Origin of the sequence: Streptomyces sp. NPDC005898 (assembly GCF_040629635.1) — a bacterium.
In the GTDB taxonomy this organism is placed as follows: domain Bacteria; phylum Actinomycetota; class Actinomycetes; order Streptomycetales; family Streptomycetaceae; genus Streptomyces.
Map to the genome: position 1 here is coordinate 46,164 of NZ_JBEXWC010000032.1, position 23,786 is coordinate 69,949.

Here is a 23,786-nt window from a genome sequence, read left to right on the forward strand (position 1 = left end):
CCCGGCGCCCCTATGCGGGACCGCCCGGCCGCTCGGCGCGGGTCAGGGCCAGGGCGCGGGCCACTCCGGCCCGGGTCGTGATGCCCAGCTTGGGGAAGACCTTGTAGAGGTGTGCGCCGATGGTGCGCGGCGACAGGCCGAGCCGGTCCCCGATCTGCCGGTTCGTCAGTCCTTGGGCGGCGAGTTCGGCGATGCGGAACTCCTGTGCGGAGAGCAGGGGATGGCCGCTGGGGCGCGCGGCCGCCGTGTCGAGTTCGCGCGTCGCTCGTGCCGCCCAGGACGTGGCGCCGAGCCGGGTGAAGGTGTCGCGTGCGGCGCGGCACAGAGTGACCGCCGTGACGTGTTGTCCGCGCCGCAGCAACCCCGCGCCGTGGGCCAGTTGGGCCCTGGCGAGCGGGAAGGGCCACTGTGCCGCGTCCGGGAAGGCGTAGACGGCCTCGAAGCGCGTGTCCGCCGCGTCGTCGTCGGCCGCGACGGCTTCGGCGACGGCCGCCAGGAAGGCGTGGTGGGCGCAGGTGGGCGCGGTGCCGGCGTCCCTGATCGCCCGCAGGTGGCGCAGGGCGTCCGCCCGGTGGCCGCTGTCGACCGCGGCCTGGATCCAGTCGAGGAGGCCGAGGTGGAACCACGGGGAGCGCGGCGGGAGCACGCCGGGTGCGGTGAGCGAGCGCGCGTGGTCCCATGCCTCGTCGGCCCGGCCGTGACCGAGCGCGCACAGCGCTTTCAGGCCGTGCAGCCGCTCGGCGACGCGGCGCGCGTGCTGCCCGCGTGCCGCGCCCACGAGCGGGGCTTCCAGGGCGGCGAGGGCCTCGCACTCGCCCCGGGCCGCGAGGACCTGACCGGTGTGTTGCAGGAACAGCAGTTCGTTGAAGACATGGCCGTGGGAGCGGGACGTCGTCGCGCCGTCGCGGGCGAGCGCGAGGGCCGCGTCCCAGCGGCCGTGCAGGAAGTCGTCGTGGGCGCGCAGGCCGTCGAGGAAGGCCTGGGTGGCGACCGCGTGGCCGCGCGCGAAGGGGCGGGACAGCGCCTCGTGCTCGCCGACGGCGTCGAGCGCGGCGGCCGCCCACAGCAGCAGCCAGGCGGCGGGAGTCTCCCGGTCCTCGGGCAGCGCGGCGACGGCCTCGCGCAGGCGCCCCGCCAGGTCGTCGGTGCCGGCGACGGCGCGTCCGGTGTCGCGAGGCGTGCCGGTCGCGGTGTGCGGGGGTGGCCCCGCCCAGGCGCGCCGGCACAGCGCCGCCGCTCGCGAGGCGCCAGGTGCGTGGCGTTCGGCGGCGGCCCACGCGCGTTCGTCCCCCGTGTGGACGGCGACGACGATGAGCAGGAACAGCATCGGTTCGAGCAGCCCGGCGCGTTGGTCCCGGCCCTCGGGTGCCGCCAGCAGGTCCAGTGCGCCGGGCAGCAGTTCGACGGCGGGTGCGGGGTCGCCCGCCAGCTGGAGCCGGGTGTAGGCGACGGCGAAGGCGTGCGGGGCGGCGGGCCGGGGAGGTTCCGGGCGGGCCTCGGTCTCCGCTTGGGCGACGAGTTCCGCCGCCAGGCGCAGCCGCCCGCCGCGGGCGGCCATGACCGAGGCGGCGACCAGGCGCGCCACCCGCCGCGCGGGGTCGGGGGTCAGGCCCGCCGCGCGCGCCATCATCCCGGCGGCCTCGGCGTCCCCGCCCTGCGCGGCCATGTTGTCGGCCTCGGCGTGCAGCAGCTCCGCGAGGTGGTCGTCGGTGCCGACGGCGGCGGCCGCGAGGTGGGTGACGCGTTGCGGGCTCTTCGCGGGCAGGTGCCGGGCCAGCAGCCGGTGTGCGGCGCGGCGCTCCGCCGGGGAGGCGATGTGCGCCAGGCAGGCGCGCACCAGGGGGTGGTGGAACAGTACGCGGTCGCGCTTGAGGTCGACGCGGGCGAGGCCGGACGCCTCGATGTGGCGCTGCGTGCGGTCCCATGGCGTGGTCGTGACCTCGCGCGCCATGGCGCGCAGGGCGCCGACGCGTTGGGCGAAGGAGCCGCCGACGGCCGCGACCAGCAGCAGTTGGCGGGCGTCGTCCGGCAGGGCGCGCAGCCCGTCCTCGTAGAGCCGCCCCAGCCGGGCGCCGAGCGGCAGTTCACCGAAGAGCTCGTCGCCGTCCTCGGCGCGGGCGCCCGCGAGGAGGGCGGGATGGTCGGGCGCCAACCTCCTGAGCTGGGCCGGGAGTTCGTGCAGGGCGAGAGGGTTTCCGGCGGCCGCCCGCAGCACGCGGCGGTGCGCGGGGGCGGGCAGCCACGGGTGGAGCGTGCGCAGCAGCCGTTCGGCCTGCTCCGCGTCGAGGGGCTCCAGATCCATGACCCGGCCCGGCAGGCTCTCGGTGTCCCCGCTCCCCTGCGTACCCCCGGCCCCGCCGCCCGCGTCGCCCTCGCGCCGGGTGGCGCCGACGAGGACGAGGGGCAGGGGCGTCAGGTGCCGTCGCAGGTACCCGAAGACGGCGACGCTGGAGGGGTCGGCCCACTGGAGGTCGTCCAGGAGTACGACGACGGGGCGCCGGGCGGCGGCGTGGGCAAGCAGCGCGAGCGCGGCTCCCGCCACGGTGAACCCTTCGGGCGGCATGCCCTCGCGCACGCCCAACGCGCTCTCCAGGGCGTCGCGCTGCTCGTCGGGGAGCGCCCGGGTGCCGTCGAGCAGCGGCCAGAGCACCTGGTGCAGGGCGGCGAAGGGAAGGCCCGTCTCCGCCTCGGCGCCGGTCATCCGCAGCACCCGCAGTCCGGCGTCGCGCGCCATTGCCTCCGCGGCCGCCAGAAGCGCGGTCTTGCCCATGCCGGGGTCGCCCCGCAGCAGTACGGACGTCCCCGCGTCGGCGATACCGGCCAGGGCCGCTCCGATGGCGGCGAGGTGCGCGTCCCGCCCGGCGAGCACCTCGGCGGTCCGCTCACCGCCGCCGTCGTTCATGAGGTCCGCTGCCACGCCCTGTCCTGCAGCCAGGTGAGCACCTCGGGGGTCACCGGGTCGGTGATGTCGGCGAAGTCGCCGTGCTTGTGGAGGTACTTCGCCACGTAGGGGCAGACCGGCACGATCCGCTTGCCCGCGGCGCGCACGTCGGTCAGCGCCTCTTGTACGAGCGTCGCGGCCAGGCCCTGTCCCGCGAAGGCCTCGTCGATCTCGGTGTGGTGGAAGACGCGCCGGTCCTCCTGGTCGCGGTAGGCGGTGAAGCCGGCGGTGGTGTCGCCGACGAGGATCTCGTAACGGTGCCGGGCATCCACGCGGCGGACGACGGGGGCGGGGACGGGGCGTGTCATGGGGGTGGCCTTTCAGGGACGTGGGTCGGCGCGCGGCGTGAGGCGTACACGGGTCAGGGCGGGGCCGGGCAGTCGTCCGCGCGCGTAGCCCGGGACGGTGCCAAAGCGGTCGAAGGCGTCCTGCCATGCCCGCGCGGCCTCGACGATGTCGTCATGGCGGCGGCCGATGAAGTTCCATGACATCTCATACCGACGGGGCGTTCGTGCACGTCAACAGCCTAGTTCGCTGGGAGAGGGCAGCAAAAGGCCGGCATCAGGTGATGGACGGGTGCGCAGTTTCCCCCACGCGGTTGTTCCCCTGCACGTGGAGCACGCCAGGGGCGCCAAGGGCCCCTGGCGTACGGTCAGATCACCGGTATTGCCCGTAGGCCGTGTCGCCGATCACCCGGATGGGCGGCATACCTGCGCCGGACACGGCACGTTAACCGGCGAGAGACCGTCTTCCGGGAGGCAACCTCATGAGGCGCAGTGGCGTACGCGTACCAGGTGTCACCGGCCCCCGTCACCGGAGCGCCGGCGGACGGACGGACTGGCGGCGTTTCGCGCTCGCCGTGACCGGTGCGCTGGTGCTGGCCGGTGCGATGGTCGCGGCCACGACGGCGGCGGCGATCCCGGTGTCGTTCGCCGTGGCGGGCAGCCCGTTCACCGTCACGGCGCACAGGCTGGAGGCCGAAGGGGTGACGCAGTTCGCCTCGTTCCGTCAGGAGACGTCGGGGAGGCGGCACGCGGTCGCCGCGGTCGGGCTGGAGGAGGCCGCGTTGTACGGGCTGTGCCAGTCCGCGGTGGCACGGACCCCGCTGGGCACGGCGACGCTGCGGATCCGATCCGGTGACCACCGGGCGGTGAAGGCTTCGTCGCTGGCGCTGGACCTGTCGTCCATCCGGGGCGACATGCGGTTCCACGCGGTGGAGATGGGGCGTGACGCCGCCACGCTGCGTGGCGCCCGAGGAGCGCCGGGAACGTACGGTCAGTACGCGGACTCACTGACGATCCGGCACATGAGGATGGACGCCTGGTCGCTGACCGCCGGGCTGTTCACGCTGGGCGACGCCACCATGGACGTCCGCGCGGGGGAGCACCCGTGCGCGTGAGGCGGGGACACCGCCCGCGGGGGGCCATCGTGTGCGTCGCCGCCGCCGGGGCGGAGATCGGCTACTTTCCACTGGCCCAGGTCGGTCTGCTGCCGGTGCAGGGAGTGAGCGGGGCGGCCACCGTCATGCTCGCGCTCGCGCTGGTCGGCTGCGCGGTGCACCTGTGGACCGCGCCGGCACGCGCCCGCTTCAGCGGAGCTGCCGCCATCGCCCTGGGTGTCCTTTCCTATCCGTTCGCCAACCTGGGCGGCTTCCTCCTGGGCATGCTGCTCGCGCTGGTCGGCGGAGCCCTGGCAGTGGCCTGGCGACCCGCGTCCCTCCAGGCCGCGGGGAACGGCGGGTGAGCCCTGGTCGTGCGCGGCTGTGGCTCGCTGTGGGCGCGGGCCTGACCGCCTCCCTCACGTCGGCCTGGGTAGGTACTGCCGACGAGGCGGGGCGGGCCGGCCCCTCCGGTGAGGTCTTCGCTCCCGCCCCGGAGAGTGCCGCGCCCTCCGGCGGGCCGAGGGGCGCCGCTTCCGCTGACGGAGCGGGGCCTGACCGCGGCTGTGCTCCCGGCACCCTGCCCTCCGCTCAACCCCGGCGAGGGCAGCGTGAGACGGCGGCGCGAGCACTGGCCGACTGCCTGACCTCAGCCGCACCGGGCGGACGGACCGCAGAGTCCGGCGGGACGACGCTGCGGGCGGCCACCCTGTCCGTCACGGGCCTCTACTGTCCGCCCGCCGCGGACCTGTGCCGGGCCTCTTCGATCCACCTGTCCAGGGCCCGCATCCGTCACGGGCGCGGTGAGGCAGCTTCGTGCCTGGTCGCCGAGGAGTTCTCCCTGACCGGCACTGTCCTCTTCCGTGCGGCGATCTTGCGCGGGAGGCTCCTGGGCGTCCTGCCCCTGACCGTCTCCACCCGGGCACTGCCGCCCGTGCCCGTCCCGTTCCTGCGGCTGGACGCGGTGGTCGCGCACGGGCTGTGGGCGAAGGCCGGTGAGGCTGCGGGCACGGCGGTGACGATCGGCCCGGGCAGCGGCGTCTGCGGGGACGCCGCCCCGGACGGCGCGGGTCCGGTCCCAGGGGACGTATGACGCCCTCTTCGCCGTCGACACTGTCTTCGCGCCGTCCCCGCGCTCAGCCTTCCTGCGGCTACCAAGGACCGCGCGAGGGCCCGGAGCGTGCTGGACGAGCGCGCGTTGCCGTGTGGCAATCGCCTTGTACGTGCAGCCAGAGCAACTCGGCGGCCCTCACGCCCTCGTCCTGCGCCACGGGTCCGGTCATGCGCTTCGCGCCCCGCGTGGCCGGACCTGCCATGGCGAGCGAGCTGGCTCGGAGCCGGGCATGAGCGGGCGTCCGGAATTTGTCGATCGTATTCATAATCCCTTTTACAGCGTCGCTCACATGCCACGTTCCTCACCCGTCCGGGTATTAAGACTGCCGCTTCACAGGAGCGCACCGCCTCCCGCACGACCGCCTCTCACCTGGCACGAAAGCTCTGGGCGACGCCAGTAACGGCTCGCCGGTTCCCGCCGGTTGCAAAGAGTTGGCCCGGGCCGAGTCCTTTCCTGCCGGTACCCTCCTCGACTGGTGTTGCTGTACCGAGAGGACAGTTTGCATAACGGCTGTAGCCCGATCCGCAGCGCGTGACAAGGAGACTTTTATGGGTCAGGAGCCACCTCGCATCGCCCCCTTGAGCGGAGTTGCTCTGACGGCCGTGTGGGCGTTGCATCACCGCACCATGCACCTGCACGACACCGTGGCCCAGGAGGTTCTCCTCAAGATTCAGCGCAGGCGACAGACGCTGGGCCCCGTCATGGGACGTCGCACTTCGCTCATGGCGCACTACTTCGCACAACGTGCCAGGGTCTTCGATGCCGAGATCCGGCTGTTCCTGTCTCGCCATTCCGACGCCGTAGTCGTGAATCTGGGCGAGGGTCTCGACACACAGTTCTGGCGAGTAGATAACGGTCAACTGCGCTGGATCGGTGTCGACATGCCTGATGTCATTCGGTTGCGACAGGAGCTGATGCCGCCATCGGACCGCGTTACCCACATTCCCTGTTCAGTGCTCGCCCTCGACTGGACGGAACAAGTGCCGAGCGGTGCTCCGTTGTTGATCACCGCCCAGGGTCTGTTCATGTACTTCAAACCCGGGCAGGTCATTGGCCTGCTCCGCGCACTCGGGCAGAGGTATCCCGGCCACACCGCCATTTTTGACACCGCGCCCTGGTGGTTCGTCGGTTTGTCCCGGCTCAAGAAGCTGCGGTGCGGGGAATTCCGTGTCCCCGCCATGTCCAGCAGCCTGTCACCGCGCAGCCTGGGACACTTGCGGTCCCAGTTGCCCGCAGGAACATCCGTGGCACATGTCCCAGCCCAGCACAGTTCTGGTCCTTTTCGGCTGTTCCACCGCCTCGGCCACCGTGTCCCCCTCGTAGGCGGGTGCATTCCCGCGACTGTGCGCATCACGTTCCCGCGTGCGGGAGACACCCGGAATGGTCCACCTCTCGACACGACTTTCTGCCACGCGGAAACCCCTTGACATAACGCGGATGGCATCCTTCCACAGGCGCGCGACGGCTCTGCAATACCTCCATTGCTGCATGTGCAGACCTCCGAACAAGTAAGCAGCGGCTGACGTAATCCCACTCCTACGCCCACACCATGAGGTCCTGGTGCAACACACTGCCCCTGAACCATCCACTGTTGACCGACGGCTTGCCAAAGACCCCGTCGCCATCGTCGGGCTCGCGGGACGCTTCCCCAAAGCAGGCGACGTCCGGGAGTTTTGGAACAATGTCGTGTCCGCGCGCGACTGTTCCGACGTCGTGCCGTCCAGTTGGTGGCGCACGGACGAGTACTACGATCCGGACCCGTTCGCCCAGGACAAGACCTACTGCCGACGCGGCGGTTTCCTGACCCCCGAGGTGTTCGATCCCAAGGAGTTCGGAATGCCGCCGAACACCCTTGACTCGACAGGGCTGGTGCAACTTCTGAGTCTTGTCGTGGCCAAGGAGGCCCTCGAAGACGCGGGGCAGGGCAGAGCGGACTGGTACGAGGCGGCACGCACCGGCGTGGTGCTCGGAGTGTGCGGCACCAACTCCACTCTCCTGCCGCTGGCCGCCCGGCTGTTCGTGCCCCAAGTGGCCGAGGTCATGCGCGCCCAGGGCGTGCCGGAGGACACGGTCGACGCCGTCGTGCGCAGCCAACTGGCGGCCTTTCCGAAGTGGACGGAGGACAGTTTCCCCGGCGTCCTCGGCAATGTCGTCTCTGGACGAATCGCCAATCGGCTGGACCTGGGAGCGGCCAACCACACAGTGGATGCCGCTTGTGCCAGCTCCCTGGCCGCGCTGCGTTCAGCCGTGGATGAGCTGCAGAGCCGACGGGCGGACCTGATGCTCACCGGTGGCTGCGACGCGGACAACGCGATCGTGTCGTTCATGTGCTTCAGCAAAACTCCCGCCTTGTCCCCGAGCGAACAGATCCGTCCGTTCGATGCCAAGTCCGACGGCACCCTGGTGGGCGAGGGCATCGGCATCCTGGTGCTCAAGCGCCTCGCGGACGCTGAGCGTGACGGTGATCGCGTCTACGCGGTTCTGCGGGGCTTGGGCAGTTCCAGCGACGGCAGAACGGGCAGCATCTACGCCCCGCACATCGACGGGCAGGTCACGGCGCTGCGACGGGCTTACCGCGACGCGGACTGCCCTCCCCAGGCGGTCCAGTTGATCGAGGCCCATGGCACTGGTACTCGGGCGGGTGACGATGTCGAGCTGAAGGCGCTCAGCGAGGTGCTGTCCGGGTCGAAAGAACATCACTTCGCGGCGGTCGGCAGTGTGAAGTCCCAGATCGGACACACCAAGGCCGCGGCGGGTGCCGCAGGAATGATCAAGGCGGCGCTGGCACTGCACCACCGGCTGCTGCCGCCCACCATCAACGTGCGACAGCCCCATGCCCAGACGGTGGGCGGGGACAGCGCCCTCTATCTGAATACGTATGCCCGCCCGTGGGTGCTCGATCCGTCCCGGCCAGTACGTCGGGCCGGGGTCTCGTCGTTCGGTTTCGGCGGGGTGAACTACCACGCCGTTCTGGAGGAGTATCCAGGCTCGGGCGACCATCGTGAGCACCCCCTGCACGACGTCCCTCGCCTGGCCCTGTGGCACGCACCGGATGGGCAGGAGCTGTTGCGGTGTCTTGAGCGGGGGAACCCCCCGGCCACCGAACCGCCGCCGCCCCAGCACGCCCGCATCGGCTTCGTGGCGACTGGCGTGGAGGAGTACGACGAGCTGCTCGCTCTCGCTGCTGACCGGTTGCGACACGACACCGGCCTGCCCCAATGGCGGCACCCCCGCGGAATCCACTACCGCTCCTCGGCACTGCCGCCCGAGACGGGCGTCGGCGCTCTGTTCGCCGGTCAGGGCAGCCAGTACGTGACCATGGGACTGAGCACGGCTCTGGCGGTCCCCCCCGTCCGCGCCGCCTTCGACGACGCCAACGTCCACTTCCCCTCGAACGACAGCCTCGCCGAAGCGGTCTTCCCCCCTCCAGTGGCGGAGGAGCCGGACACCGGGCACGAGAGGCTGCGTCGGACCGGACACGCCCAGTCAGCCATCGGAGCTCTGTCCATGGGGCAGTACCGGTACTTGCGGACGATGGGTTTCACACCCCAGGGCGTACTCGGGTACAGCTTCGGTGAGCTGACCGCACTGTGGGCAGCCGGGGTGCTGGACGACGGCGCCTTCACAGAACTGGCCCGCGCCCGCGGGCGGGCCATGGAGCTGCCGGCCGGTGCGGACACCGACCCGGGAACGATGATCTCGGTCCAGGCGTCCTGCGCCGAACTCGAGGCTCTGCTCGGCGAGATCCCCGGACTGACGGTCAGCGGTTACAACGCTCCGGGGCAGTACACGGTCGCGGGCCCGACCGCGGCCGCCCTCCGGTTCGCCGAGCTGTGTGCCACCCGCGGTGTGCGTGCCAAGCGGCTGGATGTGGCGGCTGCGTTCCATACGCCGCTCGTGGGCCACGCAGCCGAGGCGTTCGCGGCATCCTGCTCCGCGACCGCCTTCACCGCGCCGTCCCTACAGGTCTACAGCGCCACCAGGGGCGCCGCGTACACCGGGGATGAGAACGCCGACCGTCGCACGCTGGTCGAACAGCTACTCGAACCCGTGGACTTCGCCGCGCGTCTGGAGGAAATGTACGCGGACGGAGTGCGTGTCTTCGTCGAGTTCGGGCCGCGGCGCATGCTGACACAGCTGGTGGAGCGGACGTTGGGCGACCGCGAGGTGGAGACGATCGCCTGCGACCACGGTCCCGGGACGAACGGTGCCGCCGTGCTGAAGGAAGCAGCGGTAAGGCTGGCCGTTCTGGGAGTCATGGCATCGGTGGTCGACCCGTGTGCTCAGGTCGCGCGAAAAGACAAGGCGCAACCCTCCAAGGTCGCACGCACCTTGGAGGGACCGATGTTCGCGATGCAAGATCTGCGGCCGGCCCATGAGCAGCGGCTCGCCGAGGACACCGCACGGGTGGCCGCGCCCGCCGAGTGGGGCGAAGGGAACTCGTCAGGGAACCCTACGGTCGGCGCCACAGCGGCTCAGGACGATCCCCTGGCTCGTGCGGCAGCAGAACATCTGGCGGTGCACACCCGTTACCTGGACGCCCAGTTGCGGACGGCGGAGCAGCTGACGGACCTGCTCCAGCGGGGCAGCCAGGGCGAAGGGCTCGACACGACGCTGGCCACAGCCGTGCACACTGTCGCCGAGCACAGCATGGCGGTGGGTCGGACGCACGAGCGGGCGAGCGAGGTCGTGTCACGTCTGCTGCGCATTCCCTCTGTGGGAGACGTCCCGGATCAGTCAGGGGGTGAGAATCCAGCGCTCACCTCGCCCCGCTCCAACGGCGACAGCCTGGCGCCCCTCGCCGTCGAGGGAGGCGCGACGCCGGCGCTGCCCACGCAGCCGAGCGCACCTGCCGCACACCCCAGGTCCGGCGAAGACCGGACACCACCGCCCACGAAAACGGCTCTCGCTGAACTCTGGGCGGCCGACCAGGGCGGGGCCGGGCTCACGAAGCTCGCGGTGGCGACCGAGGAAGTGGACCTGGCGGAACTCGAGGACGTCTGCCGCGCCGTCGTCGCCGAGAAGACGGGCTACGTCATCGACATGATCGAGCCCGGGATGCACATCCAGGAGGAGCTGGGCATCGACTCGCTGAAGCAGGTCGAGATCGGTGCGGAGATCTGGCGCCGCTATCCCGCCATCGGCCGCGATGATCTGTACCGCTTCACCGAGGCCAGGACGGTCGGGGAACTGACGGACATGCTACGCAGCGTCCTGACCCGGACGGAACCCCGGTCGGAACTGGTCATCACGCCACTGAGCTCTGACACCGGCCCCACTTTCGTCACGCTCCGTCCTCTTCCTCCTGTGGACGTCTGCGTCGGTCTCTACCCGGACCGGCCGTCCGCCCTGCTGCTCGATGACGGCGGCGAGCTGGCGACCGTGCTGTCACAGACGCTGACGGCTCTCGGCTGGCGCACACGTCTGCTGTACCTCCCCGGTGTCACGACGTACGACGGCCCGGCAACCGCGGACCACGCCGTGCTCCCCGATTGGGACGAGGCAAGCACTGTCTCGTGTCTCACAGAGCTCCTCGCCCACGACCCGCGCGTGGATCTGTGCGTCCTGCCGTTCAGCCGCGACGCGGACGACGACAGGTGCCGGATGACGCAACGGCTCTGTCACGCCGTCCTCATGACCAAGCACGTGCTGCCCCGTCTGCAGTCGGCGGCCGAAAGCGGCACCCGCGCCGCCCTGGTCTCCGTGACCCAGTTGGACGGCGCCCTCGGTCACGCCGGCACGGGCGGTGACGCGCTCCAGGCACTGGCCGGTGGCATCGGTGGACTGGTCAAGGTCGCCGCCCTCGAGGCACCCACCCTCTTCTGCCGGGCTGTGGACTTGGCCCCAGGGTCGACCACCGAGCAGATCGGCACGGCATTCGCGGCCGAGATCGCTGACCTGGCGACGGACGTGTGCGAAGTCGGACTCGACACCGACGGCGGACGGCGGACACCGATCTTGTCCCGGTCGCCTGATCCCGTCCTGCCGGCCCCCGACGTCGACGTCGAACTCACCGCGGACGACTTCCTGCTCGTCACCGGCGGCGCACGAGGAATCACATCCTGGAGCGTGCAGGCACTCGCCGCCCGGCATGCCTGTGGGTATCTTCTCCTCGGCCGTACTCCCCTGGAGGAAGAGCCCGGCTGGGCCGTTGGGTTGCACACCGAGGAACACCTCCGTGAGGCGCTGGGGGAACGCGCCCGGGCGGCGGGAGAGGATCCATCCGTCCCGGCGACCGCCGCCGAGATCACACGGCACGCTCGACTGCTGCTCACCCAGCGGGAGATCCGCTCCGCACTCGCGGCCCTGCGGACCCATGGGGCCGAAGCCCACTACGTCTCGGCAGACGTCCGTGACAGCGCCCAGGTGACATCGGTCCTCGCGCCGTACGCGGCACGGATCACCGGCGTCGTCCACGGAGCGGGAGTGCTCGGCGACCGGCCCCTGCGGGACGCCGCCGCCTCCTCCGTCGCCTCGGTGGTGGAGACCAAGGTCAGTGGCCTGTGTCATATCCTCGACGCGCTCGAACCCGACCGTCTGCGACACCTGGTGTTGTTCAGCTCTGTGGTGGGGGTCTGGGGCAACCTGCGACAGAGTGACTACGCACTGGCCAACGAGGCGGTGAACAGGGTCGGTTGCGCCTTCCAAGCCGCACACCCTCAGTGCCGAGTGGTGCCGATCGCATGGGGGCCCTGGGAAGGCGGGATGGCGGGCCGTATCCACGAGGTGTTCGCCGACGCCGGAGTTCCGGTACTCACCCGGGAACAGGGGACCACCCACTTCCTTGGCCGTTTGGCCTCCGGTACCAGGTGGAGCGGCGTCACCGTCGTCGGGCCGACCACCCCGTTCTATCGCAGGCTCGAGCGGCTGCCAGCAGCGGGGCGGACCGCTCACCGTCCGGTGGCGGGCCTCGGTCGGGAGCCAGTCCTTCATGACCACCGCTTCGCCCGAGTCCCGGTCCTGCCCATGACAGCCGCCGTCGGGTGGGGCGTGCACAGTGTCGAGCGGGCGCTGGGCGGCGCGCATCCGGTGGTCATCTGCGAGAACTTCAACATCGCCAAGGGCGTCCTCCTCCCTCCGGGCCACCAGGAGCGCTTCCGTGTCACCCTGGCGCCCCAGGAGGACCCCACCACCATCGCCGCATCGGTGCACGACCCTGAGCCGGACGGAAAACTTCGGTACGAAGGCGTCTTCCGGCAGGCCGCCGAGCCGGCCGTCGCACCCCGCGTTCCGCTGCCCCCGTACGAGATCGGCGTTACCCCGCACCCCGCATACGATGACGGCCGACTCTTCCACGGCCCGACGTTGAGGGGTCTGAGAAACGTGCTGACGCAGGGACCCGGACACGCGGTGCTGGCCGCGCGCATGCGTGAGCCCGCCCTGGCCAACGGCGCCTATGCGGGGCAGCTCTACCGTCCCGCGTTGGCCGACCTGCTGCTTCAGGCCGCCTTGGTGACCCTTGTGCCGCAGCCCGACAGCGCCCGTATTCCGGTACCGGTCGCATTCGAGCGTCTGGAGCTTTTCACCCCCCTGCCGGACGATGAGCCCTTCGCCATCGTGGTCGAAGTACACGATGACCAAACCCATCCCCTGTTCGGTGAGTGCACACTCGTCGCGGCAGCTCCCGACGGCCGCGTCCACCAACGCTGGACGCGCGTGAAGCTGCTCTGGGCAGCTCCCGAGGCCATTGTCAAGAATGTGGAGAAAAGCGTGATCCCCCGTCCCCCCATGCATGAACGACGCGGGCAGGGATGATGGAAGAGCTGGACTTCGAAGGTCTGCCGCTTCCCCTGCCGGTCGCCGTGCCCGTCCGCCCGGTTCCGCCGCAAGGGCCCGGAAACGGAACTCCCCTGTCCGTAATCCCAGCCCCCTCCGCGGAACCGGGACGAGCACCGCGGCCCTCCGCGGCAAGCACGGGAGCAACGGTCGTGTCCGGGACGTCCGCCCACGAGTTGGACGCATCGAGGGCGCTGCGAACCACCGTCGGCCGTTACTGCGAAACAGCCGCCCTCGCCATGCGCCTGGCCGATCAGATGCAGCGCGCGCACGGGGAAGTCCTTACTGCCCACCGGGCCATTGACGCTTGGCTGATCGAAAGAGCCAGTACTCCCCTCCCCAAGTGCGGCACACGGCGAAGCCAGGGCCCCGGCACGCCACCGAGTGGTCCCCCTGCCGCTGCGGGCGCGGTGGTGCCGCCCTTGACGGCCGCTGCCTCACCCGTGCTCGGACCCACCGAAGTCGACATCCCGTCGGCCGGATCAACGCAGCCGACCAAGGAGACCCGATGACCGCGTCGGAGACAGTGCGGCAGAACGACGGCTCCTCCAAAGCCCGTTACGCGCCCGACGACGTGTACCGCGTCCTGGCTGATCTCGACCACCCGTGCTACGTCGTCAGGGGTGGAGGCCGTGTCGGTGTGATGTCCCGCCCACCAGGACCGGACAGTGGGAATACTCTCCTGACAGCTGTGCCCGCGCAGCCGACCGAGCGTCTGGGTTCATCGCACTTCCGGCGTCGGCACGGAGTGCGGTACGCCTACATGGCCGGCGCGATGGCCGGGGGTATCTCCTCCGAGGAACTGGTGCTGAGCCTGGCCAAAGCCGGCTACCTCGCATCCTTCGGCGCCGCCGGTCTGCCGGAGCAACGCGTGGACCAGGCGCTGGCACGGCTGGCACGCTCACTCGGTGCCAGCGGAACGGCGTATGCGTGCAACCTGATCCACAACCCCGTCGCTCCGGAGCAGGAACGCGCCTGTGTCGACGCGTGCCTACGCCACCGCGTTCCCTGTGTGGAGGCTTCTGCGTTCGTCCGGCTCACCACCGACCTGGTCCGCTACCGGGTGACGGGTCTGCAGAGCGGCTCCGCCGGTGAAGTGCGCGCCACACACCGGGTCGTCGCGAAGATCTCCCGTCAGGAGATCGCGGAAATGTTCATGCGACCGGCTCCGGAAGAGCTTGTGGCGGACTTGGTGGCCCGGGGGCAGGTGACGCGGGCGCAGGCCGAACTCGCACGTCGTTTCCCGATGGCGGACGACATCACCGTCGAGGCCGACTCCGGCGGCCATACCGACCGCCGTCCACTGGTCGTCACCCTCCCCGCGATCCTGCGGCTCCGTAACCGTATCGCTCAGGAGCACCCCCCGGCCGGGCAAGTCGGGATCGGCGCGGCAGGCGGCATCGCGACTCCCGAAGCGATCACCGCCGCCTTCGCCCTGGGCGCCTGCTACGTCGTCACCGGTTCGGTCAACCAAAGCGCCAAGGAGGCGGGCACTTCAAACGGCGCCAAGCAACTGTTGGCCCAGGCGGGGCTCACCGACTACACCATGGCTCCAGCCGCCGACCTGTTCGAACAGGGCGGCACCGTGCAGGTCCTCAGCCGGGGAACGCTGTTCGCCGGGGCCGCCGCGCGGTTGTATCGCCTCTACCGGGAACATTCGTCCTTGGAGGAACTCCCAGCCGGAGAACGTCGTGACGTAGAGGAACGGATTTTGAAACGCACGCTGACCGCAGCCTGGCAGGAAACCGCCGACTACCTGCTCGCCCATCACCCAGAATGGCACCGCCGGGCGGAGCAGGATCCCAAGTTCCGCATGGCCATGGTTTTCCGTTGGTATCTCGCCATGGCCAGTCGCTGGGCGATCTCCGGCGCCGAGGAGCGTCGGGGCGACTGGCAGATCTGGTGCGGGCCTGCGATGGGTGCTTTCAACGGCTGGACCGCGGGCACCGACCTCGCCCGTCCCGAGAACCGCGAGGTCGTCTCCATCGCGGACCATTTGATGAGTGCTGCGGCCTTCCACACACGGGTGACCCAATTGCGTCTGTCAGGTCTACGTCTTCCGGCTTCTTGCGCCGAATACCGCTTGCCTTTCAGCAGTTCACAGCATTAGACCAACATTTGTGGTGCGACTCCGGCGGCCCGCCGAGGCCGGGTGACCCGGTGGCGGGCCCCAGCGATCACGAGGGATTGTGGGCAGCGCAGTAACGGTCGCGGATGCGGCGGTAGTCGGGGATGCGGGGTGCGGCCAACCGGGCGGCCCAGCGTTCGGCGTTCGCCTCGATGGAGCGCACCACGGAGCGGCGGGCACTCTCGTCAGGGGCGTCGCGCAGTTGCCGGGCGTGGGTCCAGGCGGTCTCGCGCCAGGAGCGGAAGAGCTGGGAGGCGGTGAGGCCGGCGATGGGGTTCCACCGGTCGTCGCTGAGTGCCACGATCTGGTCGTAGCGGGCGGCGACGTCGCGTACCGCGGGGCCATAGGCGCGGTCGAGAACGGTCTGGAAGCGGTCGTAGTCCGCCTTGCGTGAGGAGCCGTCGGGGCGGCGCAGTCCGAGGCGGGCGAGCACGTAGGGCATGTCGCGCTGGATGTGGGCGTTGGCACCGAGCAGTACGTCCTGTCCGGCGTTGACGCCGTCGGCGCGGGCCGCCGCGAAGGCGATGCGCCAGGCGGCGGGAACGGTGCGGCCGTTCTGGTCGGCCTGCCGGGCGGACAGGTAGAGGTTGACGAACCCGGTGTTGAGGTCGCCTGCCAGCCAGGACGGTTCGTCGAACGCGTGCGGGTTGCGTACCGCGTCCTTGAGGGACTGCTCAAGGTGTACGTAGATCGCCGGGAACGGCGCCCGGTGGTCGCACCCCAGTTCGTCCCGCACCTGCCGCAGCGTCTCCTGTGCCTCGGCCACACAGCCCACCACCGGTCCGTGGCAGCCAAGTTCCCCTCGTGTCGTCCCCTCTGTGGCGCCCGCGGGAACGGCCGCTGTAGCGCACAGCCACGCTGAAAGCACCACCGCACACCATGCCCGTACAGGCGAGATACCGACCGCCACCTCGCACCCCTTTCCGCGTCCCGCATCCGCCCTTGAGAAGGAAACGACCGGAGGGACAGGGGGGTAACGGTGACACCGGCACATCGTGGCGCTGGACGTTGACGGGGAAATGACAGCGAACAGACACCGATACGGCGCACGCCTGCCGGACTGCGGCCCGGATGGTGCTATGGGGAAGTATGAGCGCGGGCCGGACAGGACACCGGTGCCGGTGGTGGCGTTCGCCGTCCGATGGGCGCCGTGGACGTCGGCAGTGCTGATGTTCTTGCTGTTGCCGTGGGTTTGGAGGACGGACGCCTCCGCCTCGGCCCTTCCGGTACGCCACCGCGAGCGACCACGACCTCTCCCGAGAGTCCTCCCGCTCGCCCGCCCCGGATACGGGACCCCAGTTCAGCGCACCCGTCCCCGCGGTTTCAGCGGCACGTTCGGCAGTTCGGGGGCGGAGAGGCGACGGGGCGTTCGTGCACGTCAACAGCCTAGTTCGCTGGAAGAGGGCAGCTCCCCATCTGCACCCCTCTGGGATGGCGCCAGCCCTGTCCCGATTTCGTGCAGCCCAACTGGCGTGGAAGGAAGGGCACTTTTCGCCTGTCGGTCACGCCGCCACGAGCGAACGACAATCCCCCTTGCGCTTGTCGTCGGCCCCGCGCGTACGAGTACCTGAGCAGTCAGCGGGGCGGCTGGTGATCAGCAGGAAACTAGGAGGTGAGGTCGAGCAGTGCCCAGAACTGTCGTCCCTCGCTGGAGTTCTCGGTGCCGCAGCTCACGGCGCCCAAGTCGCGGAGCGTGGGCAGCACGTCCTCGTCCACAGCCGCGTCCGGTGTCTGGTGGCTGAGCGCGAGGATGAGTACGTGGTGGTCCTGCTCGGACACGTGCACGCTGATGCGGCGACTGCCGTCGGTGATGATGCTGGTCACCAGGAAGGACACCACGTCTTCGAGCGGCGCGGGGGGTTTGCAACCCCACGCTGTGAGCTTCTCGGCGACACGCGCAGCCGCCTTCGCCGGGATCCATGGTTCAGCGTCCAGAGTCCACGAGGAGCCACGCCGGTTCTTCATGACCGGGACACCGGCACGGCCGGAGCGCTGTGGAACGGGCAGGCCTCGAAGGAGGTCACTGCGGAGAGCGTCCGGCGGCGGAGGGCTCGATGGCCGCTTCGGCGGCGGCGGTGTCTTGGGTGGATAGTCCGGCCGGGGCTTGATGGCCTCGGGCTCGGTATGCGGCATCTCCATGACGGACCCTCCCGATCAGGCCACCAACTGTAGCGGGTGCCCCGCCCACTGCGAGGACTTCGCAGACCTACATCCACGACTCCCGCCAGGGTGCCGGCGCTCCCGTTCGTCCGTGTTTCGCGCCACGGCGGGCCCGCCCGGGCAGCGGTCGCGCAGGCCCGCGCCGAGACCGTGCAACCGGGTCCGCCCGACGAGTACGGAGGTAGCAGCGTCCCGGGGGGCGCACCCCTCGGACGTTGTCCGCGTCAGGCTGATGCCGGGTCAAGGAGGAGCGAGTCCAGGATGGCCGCGGTGGCGGCGGGGTCCGTGGTGTGGTGCACGGTGCGAATGCCGAGGGCTTCGGCGGGGGGCAGGTTTTCCGCGTGGTCGTCAACGAACACGCACTCGGGGCCGGTCAGCCCCAGGGCGTCGAGTGCCCGTTGGTAGATGAACGAGGACGGCTTCCGTACGCCCTCCAGCTCGGACAGGATCACGGCGTCGAAGAAGTCCGTCCACATGCCCTTGTCCTCGTACGGGTTGTAGGGCTCGATCCCGAACGAGTTGCTGAGCATGGCCACCTTGATGCCGGCTGCGCGTGCTCGCTTCGCCGCCTCGACGATCAGGGGCTCGGGGCGCAGGTTGGCCAGGGCGCGCCGCATCAGGTCGGTGGGGTCGATGCCGAGGATGCTGCCGATGACGCGGTTCCAGTCTTCCTGGGTGGCTTTTCCTACTTCTAGCGCGGCGTAGATCGCGACACCCTCGGGGTGCTCCCCCAGGGCCGCGAAGTAGGCGCCGGGTGTCAACCCTTCCGATCTCTCGAACGCCTGACCGTTCAGTCTCATGCGGGTGGTGAGCACACCGCCGAAGTCGAGGACCAGGCCACGGTACGGAGCTGGCAAAGGGGCCTCCTTGGCTTTCTGCTCGTACGTGTACGCAGTCAACCCATGGTCTGCGGAGGAGAGTTGTTCAGCAACGGGCAGAGGATGAAGTGGTGGCGTGAGCGCCGCCGCTTCTCCTAGACACGGTGTCGCACGCCGTGGACGCTGCGAGCTTGGGACACCAGCGATGACAGCGTGCGCTGGGGGTTCCAGCCACTTGGCGGGGGTGCATCCGCCGATCGTCGGATGGCCGACGGAGGGCATGGGCTTCCAGGCTGGTGGCATCAGGGCTGAGGGCAGCCAGGCGGAGGCCACTCGCCGCGAGCGCCATGCCGAGAAACACCTGCGCGCTGCCCTTGTGCACACACGGTCGCCGCGACGGCCGTCGAACTGGCGCCCTGAGTCGAGCGCCACGGCTCGATTCGACCGATGCCCGCCGCTGCTGACGCCGCTGCGCGGGAGACCACGTACGAAAGGAACCTTTGTGAACACCGCATCCGCTCTGGAGACGACGGGTGCCGAGTCCCTGCGCGTCAGCGAGACGCTCAAGGCGCTGTCCGGGTACGTCCGCCCGCACCGGTGGACCGTCGTACTCGGTCTGCTGTTGGCGCTGGTGGGGGCGGTCGGTGGGCTGCTGCAGCCGCTGGCCACGAAGGCGCTCGTCGACCGGCTCTCGTCCGGTGGCACGCTCGCCACCGTCCTGCTGGCGTTGACCGTGCTGGTGCTGCTGAGCACGGTGGCCGAGGCATTCGGCGCCTATGTGCGGTGGAGCGGACCGCCGAGTCGGTCGTGCTGGCCGCGCGCCGCAGCCTGATCGGCCGGCTGCTGCGGCTGCGGCTGACGGCGGTGGACCGGACGCAGCCGGGCGACCTGATGTCGCGGGTCACTTCCGACACCACGCTGCTGCGGGCCGTGAGTACCCAGGCGGTGGTCAACGCGGCGACCGGGGCGCTGACGCTGGTCGCGGCGGTCGTGGTGATGGCCTTCCTGGACGCCGTCCTGCTCGGCGTCACGCTCGGTGTGGTCGCGGTCGTCGGCGCGGGCGCTGCCCTGGTGCTGCCGAAGATCGGGCAGGCCGCCGAGCGCTCCCAGGCCGCGGTCGGGGAGATGTCCACCGGCCTGGAGCGGGTCTTCGGCGCCTTCCGCACGGTGAAGGCGTCCGGCGCCGAGGAGCGGGAGACCGCCCGCGTCGAGGCGTCGGCCCGGCGGGCGTGGCGGCATGGCGTGCGCGGCGCGAAGTGGGAGGCCCTGCGGGGAACGGCGGACAACCTCGCCGTCGAGCTGACGTTCCTCGCGGTGCTCGCGGTCGGCGGGGCGCGGGTGGCGTCCGCGGACATCCCCGGACGTGTCCTTCCGCTACGGCCCCGGGCTGCCGTACATCCACCAGCGGGTGAACTTCGAGGTGCCGGGCGCCGGGGTGACGGCCTTCGTCGGCCCTTCGGGCGCGGGCAAGTCGACGGTTCTCTCGCTCATCGAGCGGTTCTACGAGACGACCGGCGGGCGCTTCCTGGTCGACGGCCGGGACATTCGGCAGTGGCCGCTGTCCGAACTGCGGTCCGCCATCGGATACGTCGAGCAGGACGCTCCGGTTCTGGCCGGCACGCTGCGGGAGAACCTGGTCTTCAGCGCGCCCGGCACTACGGACGACAAGATCCGTGCCGTCCTCGCCCGGACCAGGCTCGACACCCTCGCCGAACGTCTCCCGCACGGCCTGGACACCCTGGTCGGACACGACGGCTCGAAGCTGTCCGGCGGCGAGCGCCAGCGCGTCGCGATCGCCCGCGCCCTGCTGCGCAAGCCCCGGTTGCTGCTTCTCAGGATGCCGCGTGGCATCCAGCAGCTGGACCTGCGGTGGCCACAGGACGTTGTGAGCGCCCAGGAGCAGCAGCCCGAGGTGACCGGGGCACGAGATCAGCACGTGTCGAGAAGCCGGAGGATCTCGAACTCTGCTGGTGCGGTGCAGAACTCCGGATCGTCGGGACCGTTGACCCGGGCATCGCACGTTTCGACGTGGTCGGACAGAGAGGAATCATCCGTGCCCACAGGTTGGCAGCGTCACGCCATCACCGAGGCGAGCTGGCGGCCGTAGCCCGTCGCCGTCCCACCCGCGCTGTCGGTGGCGGGTGCGAGGCTTGGCCGGATGAGCACCGATGACGGGCAGCTGCTGCGCGACCGGGTGTAAGCGGCTGCGACCACAACGACCCCCACCCCGGCCCGCTGCCGCACCAGATGTACGCCGCGCTGATCGGCGGCCCGCTGGACGGCCTGCTGCTCGACATCACGGGCTGGCGGCCGGAACGTATCCGCGTCCATCGTCGGGCGGGGAAGTGGGGCGTGAGGGACGGTTCTTCGGCCTGCTCGTCTCCGGCAGCGGTTGGCGGCTGGTTCAGGCGGTGGTGTGGTTGTCCTGACGTGTGCTGAGCGCGGCTTCGGTGCTGGGGTGGGCCGGCAGGATGGTGTCCATGCCGGTGACGTTGAGCAGGCGGCTCAATCGGTCGGGGATGGCTGCCAGGGTGAGGGAGCCGTCGGCGTCTTTGGCGCAGCGCCAGATGCCGATGAGGGCGCCGAGGCCGGAGGAGTCGCAGAAGGTGACGCCTGCCAGGTCGGCAATCAGGTGGGGGTGTCCGTCGGCGATGAGTTCGAGGGCGCGGGTCCGTACGGCGGGTGCGGCGGCGATGTCGAATTCGCCTGACAGCGCGATCACGGCCAGGGCGCCGTCGGTGTGCGGAACATCAATGTGGAAGGGAGCGGTCATGGGCGTCGGTTCTCCTGCCCGACAAAGACGTCGGCGATCGGGGCGGCGGCGCTGTGAGCGGTGGTGGTGATGCCCGCGGGAGCGGCATCTGCGGTGGGTACGGAGAGGGCCAGCAGGGCGATGTCATCGCGTTCGGTGTCGGGGAGGGTGTCCAGGAGAGCGACGGTGTCCTCGATCAGGGTGCCGGCGCTGACCGGGGCCGGCCGCTGAGCCAGGAAGCCGGTCAGGCCCGTGTCGGCGAGCATGTGGCCGTCGGCGGTGCGGGCCTCGGTCAGCCCGTCGGTGTACAGCAGCAGTCCCTCGCCGGGTGCCAGGTGCAGGGTGCGTGAGGCGAAGGCGGCTTCGGCGAACGCGCCGACCAGCATGCCGCCCTTGGCGCGGACCGCCTTCACCTGTACGCCGCCGCTCTCGGCGGGGCTGAGATGGTAGGCGGGCGGGTGGCCACCGGTGGCCAGCGTGACCGTGAAACCGCCGTCTTGGGCAGGATCAAGCAGGCCGAAGACGGCGGTGCAAAAGCGGGTGCCGACCGCCGCGTCCAGCAGCAGCGCGGTGTTCAACGCCTTCAGCGCGGCCGTCGGGTCCGCGTCGACGAGAGCTGCGGCCCGCAGCGTGTAGCGGGTCAATGAGGTGACAGAGGCGGCTTCGGCGCCCTTGCCGCACACATCGCCCAGGAAGAACGCCCACCGGCCTCCGCCGACGGGGAAGACGTCGTAGAAGTCGCCGCCCACTTCCTGGGGGGAGGCGGTCTTGTAGTGGCAGGCCAGCTCCAGTCCCGGTACCGCGGGCAACGCGGGAGGCACCAAGGTGCGCTGCAAAGTGGAGGCGAACGCGGCGATGGCCGCCTTGTCCCGCTCCGCGCGCTGCCGGGCCTCTTCCTCCGCCTGGCGTTTGTCCTGCTCGACCTTGCGGCGCTCCTGCTCGGCGCGCACCACGTGCAGCGCCGACAGCCGCAGCTCAAGCTGGTCACGCACCACCGCCGCCAGGTCCGCGAGCGTGGCCGAATCCGCCTCGCTGATCTCGCGGGGGCTGGTGTCCAGGACGTTGACCGTGCCCAGCCGGTACCCGTCGGCCGTGATGATCGGAGCGGCGGCGTAGAACCGCACCCCCATCGGGCCGGCCACCAGCGGATTGGAACAGGCGACCGGGTCGAGCAGGGTGTCGGGGATGACGGTGGTGTCATCGGTGAGCACGGCTGATGCACACAGGCCCGGATCGCGGCCGATCTCGGTGACGCCTTCCAAGCCGTGTGTGGCTTTGAACCAGATCCGGTCCTCGTCCACGATCGTCACCGTCGCCACCGGCACCTCGAACAGCCGCGCGGCCAGCGCCGCGACCCGGTCATAGGCGCCGTCTGGAGGAGTGTCGAGAATGTCGTACCGGCGCACCGCCGCCATCCGCGCCGCCTCGGCCGACACGGCCAGAGGAGCGTTCGGTGTTATGGCAGACGGACTCGCTTGTTCCGGCATGTTCCTCGTTTCGTCATCCCCCCCGGGAGGCGCCGACCAGACAGTCAGCAACCCTGGAACCCTATCGAACAGCGAGCCCGGCGCTCTTCAGCCTTGCGCAGCCAGAGCATGCCTGACCTGGCTCCCCGCAGCACGAGAAGCCCTGGTGCCCTGATCGGGACGGCTTCGCCGGCTGCCGTTCGGGCACGGGTCAAGCCCTTTCCGTGCCTGTGCCTGTCGCTGCAACTCGCTCTGCTCAGGTCTTGCCGGCGGGCCTCGGCAGGCCGTCTGTGCGCACGAACATCCAGAAGACAGACATGCCCGCCCGAAGATCGGAGACCCGTATGAACAGCCCTTCGGAGCCCCGAGAGCGAGACGGAGTGCCATGGACGCCGAACGCAAACACCTGCAAGACGAAGCCGACCTGAACGCCTTGGCCATCGAACGGACCTGGAATTTCGCCGGAGAACTGAGCGATGTGACTCAGGCACGCCAGAGGGCAGCGGTCTTTCTTCGCGCTCTGGTGCTGGTGAAGCCACCGGCCTCACCAGAGGCCTACGATGATGTACTCCTGGTGGTCACCGAGCTGGCCTCCAACGCCTTCACGTATGCGCCAGGCCCCTTCAGCCTCCGTCTTTGCGCAGTGGCCGACACCGTCGAGGTGGCTCTGACGGATACCAGCCCCGCAAAGCCCGAGCCCCGGCCGTCCGATCTCACCGGTCGGGGCGGCATTGGATGGCACCTGATCAACGCCATCGCCGAGCAGACCATCACCCTGCCCGAAGACGGGGGCAAGACCGTGCACGCCTTCCTCCTCTGGCGATGACGACATCCGGGGAGGCGTTCTCCCGCCTGGCCCCCCGCGTTCACTTCTTCTGCATCGGTCTCGAAACTCGTCGGACGACGGCGGGCGCACGCTCTCGGGGAAGGAACTGCGTACCTTTTTGTGTGAAGCGCGGAATGCCGGGCAGATGATGCCCCGGAAGCGCGGTAGTAGCCATCACAAAGGGGACGGGACGCATGGTCACTGTGACGGTCGGAGAGCAGACGCAGGCGCACCGAGTGGAGAAGGTCGCCGAGCGTGCGTACGCGGATCCGTCGTCGGTGGCGCCGAAGGACGCGCGGGCGATCTCCCGGCGCTTCTTCGACCGGCTGGGCGAGCTGGAGGAGGGCACGCACGAGTACCAGTACGTGCGCAACTGCCTGATCGAGATGAACCTCTCCCTGGTGCAGTACGCGGCCTCGCGTTTCAA

General features: G+C 70.2%; 15 protein-coding genes and 2 pseudogenes. 9 read left to right on the forward strand and 8 right to left on the reverse strand.

Annotated elements, in window-relative coordinates; translation table 11 throughout:
- Positions 1-10 precede the first annotated feature (10 nt).
- From ABZ385_RS29970 to ABZ385_RS29980, 3 genes are read right to left on the reverse strand one after another with little or no spacing between them, the layout of a single operon-like run.
- Complete coding sequence (locus ABZ385_RS29970) at positions 11-2,917, reverse strand: AAA family ATPase (RefSeq protein ID WP_358913879.1); 2,907 nt, start codon at positions 2,915-2,917, stop codon at positions 11-13.
- Positions 2,899-3,249: a GNAT family N-acetyltransferase gene (locus ABZ385_RS29975; RefSeq protein WP_358586834.1), complete on the reverse strand. Its 351-nt coding sequence runs from the start codon at positions 3,247-3,249 to the stop codon at positions 2,899-2,901. Before ABZ385_RS29975 ends, ABZ385_RS29970 begins: the two co-directional genes overlap by 19 nt.
- 12 nt (positions 3,250-3,261) lie before the next feature.
- Positions 3,262-3,432, reverse strand: a complete 171-nt coding sequence (locus ABZ385_RS29980; RefSeq protein ID WP_358586832.1) for a hypothetical protein — start codon at positions 3,430-3,432, stop codon at positions 3,262-3,264.
- Positions 3,433-3,707: 275 nt separating this feature from the next.
- Here ABZ385_RS29980 and ABZ385_RS29985 point away from each other — a divergent pair, with 275 nt between their 5' ends.
- The 6 genes from ABZ385_RS29985 to ABZ385_RS30010 all read left to right on the forward strand — a co-directional run bounded on the left by ABZ385_RS29985 (position 3,708) and on the right by ABZ385_RS30010 (position 15,319).
- Positions 3,708-4,340 carry a DUF6230 family protein gene (locus ABZ385_RS29985; protein ID WP_358586830.1) on the forward strand — a complete coding sequence of 211 codons (633 nt, stop codon included), beginning with the start codon at positions 3,708-3,710 and terminating at the stop codon, positions 4,338-4,340.
- Positions 4,337-4,684 (forward strand): DUF6114 domain-containing protein, encoded by a 348-nt coding sequence (locus ABZ385_RS29990; RefSeq protein ID WP_358913890.1) that lies wholly within the window; start codon positions 4,337-4,339, stop codon positions 4,682-4,684. The genes ABZ385_RS29985 and ABZ385_RS29990 overlap by 4 nt, the downstream gene beginning before the upstream one ends.
- Positions 4,681-5,412, forward strand: a complete 732-nt coding sequence (locus ABZ385_RS29995; RefSeq protein ID WP_358913880.1) for a hypothetical protein — start codon at positions 4,681-4,683, stop codon at positions 5,410-5,412. The genes ABZ385_RS29990 and ABZ385_RS29995 overlap by 4 nt, the downstream gene beginning before the upstream one ends.
- A 569-nt stretch (positions 5,413-5,981) precedes the next feature.
- On the forward strand, positions 5,982-6,860 hold the full coding sequence (locus ABZ385_RS30000) for a class I SAM-dependent methyltransferase (RefSeq protein ID WP_358913881.1): 879 nt from the start codon (positions 5,982-5,984) through the stop codon (positions 6,858-6,860).
- 133 nt (positions 6,861-6,993) lie between these two features.
- Positions 6,994-13,188: an SDR family NAD(P)-dependent oxidoreductase gene (locus ABZ385_RS30005; RefSeq protein WP_358913882.1), complete on the forward strand. Its 6,195-nt coding sequence runs from the start codon at positions 6,994-6,996 to the stop codon at positions 13,186-13,188.
- Positions 13,189-13,717: 529 nt separating this feature from the next.
- Complete coding sequence (locus tag ABZ385_RS30010) at positions 13,718-15,319, forward strand: PfaD family polyunsaturated fatty acid/polyketide biosynthesis protein (RefSeq protein ID WP_358913883.1); 1,602 nt, start codon at positions 13,718-13,720, stop codon at positions 15,317-15,319.
- Positions 15,320-15,386: 67 nt separating this feature from the next.
- Here the strand turns inward: ABZ385_RS30010 and ABZ385_RS30015 are convergent, their stop codons facing one another.
- From ABZ385_RS30015 to ABZ385_RS30025, 3 genes are all read right to left on the reverse strand, one after another.
- Entirely contained in the window at positions 15,387-16,103 is a 717-nt protein-coding gene (locus tag ABZ385_RS30015) for a DUF5995 family protein (protein ID WP_358913884.1), read from the reverse strand.
- Between the two features lie 839 nt (positions 16,104-16,942).
- Complete coding sequence (locus tag ABZ385_RS30020; protein ID WP_358913885.1) at positions 16,943-17,161, reverse strand: hypothetical protein; 219 nt, start codon at positions 17,159-17,161, stop codon at positions 16,943-16,945.
- Positions 17,162-17,721: 560 nt separating this feature from the next.
- Positions 17,722-18,354: an HAD family phosphatase gene (locus ABZ385_RS30025; protein ID WP_358913886.1), complete on the reverse strand. Its 633-nt coding sequence runs from the start codon at positions 18,352-18,354 to the stop codon at positions 17,722-17,724.
- 463 nt (positions 18,355-18,817) lie between these two features.
- On the opposite strand from ABZ385_RS30025, the pseudogene ABZ385_RS30030 reads away from it, so the two are divergent.
- Positions 18,818-20,149 (forward strand): annotated as a pseudogene (locus ABZ385_RS30030) (ABC transporter ATP-binding protein); the annotation flags it as partial.
- Between the two features lie 570 nt (positions 20,150-20,719).
- Here ABZ385_RS30030 and ABZ385_RS30035 read toward each other — a convergent pair.
- Complete coding sequence (locus tag ABZ385_RS30035) at positions 20,720-21,088, reverse strand: STAS domain-containing protein (protein WP_358913887.1); 369 nt, start codon at positions 21,086-21,088, stop codon at positions 20,720-20,722.
- Positions 21,085-22,554: a SpoIIE family protein phosphatase gene (locus ABZ385_RS30040; protein WP_358913888.1), complete on the reverse strand. Its 1,470-nt coding sequence runs from the start codon at positions 22,552-22,554 to the stop codon at positions 21,085-21,087. The genes ABZ385_RS30035 and ABZ385_RS30040 overlap by 4 nt, the downstream gene beginning before the upstream one ends.
- Before the next feature lie 364 nt (positions 22,555-22,918).
- Here ABZ385_RS30040 and ABZ385_RS30045 point away from each other — a divergent pair, with 364 nt between their 5' ends.
- Both ABZ385_RS30045 and ABZ385_RS30050 read left to right on the forward strand, forming a co-directional pair.
- Positions 22,919-23,359, forward strand: coding sequence for an ATP-binding protein (locus ABZ385_RS30045; RefSeq protein WP_358590743.1), 441 nt, complete (start codon positions 22,919-22,921; stop codon positions 23,357-23,359).
- A 194-nt stretch (positions 23,360-23,553) separates the two neighbouring features.
- Positions 23,554-23,786 (forward strand): annotated as a pseudogene (locus ABZ385_RS30050) (RNA polymerase sigma factor SigF); the annotation flags it as partial.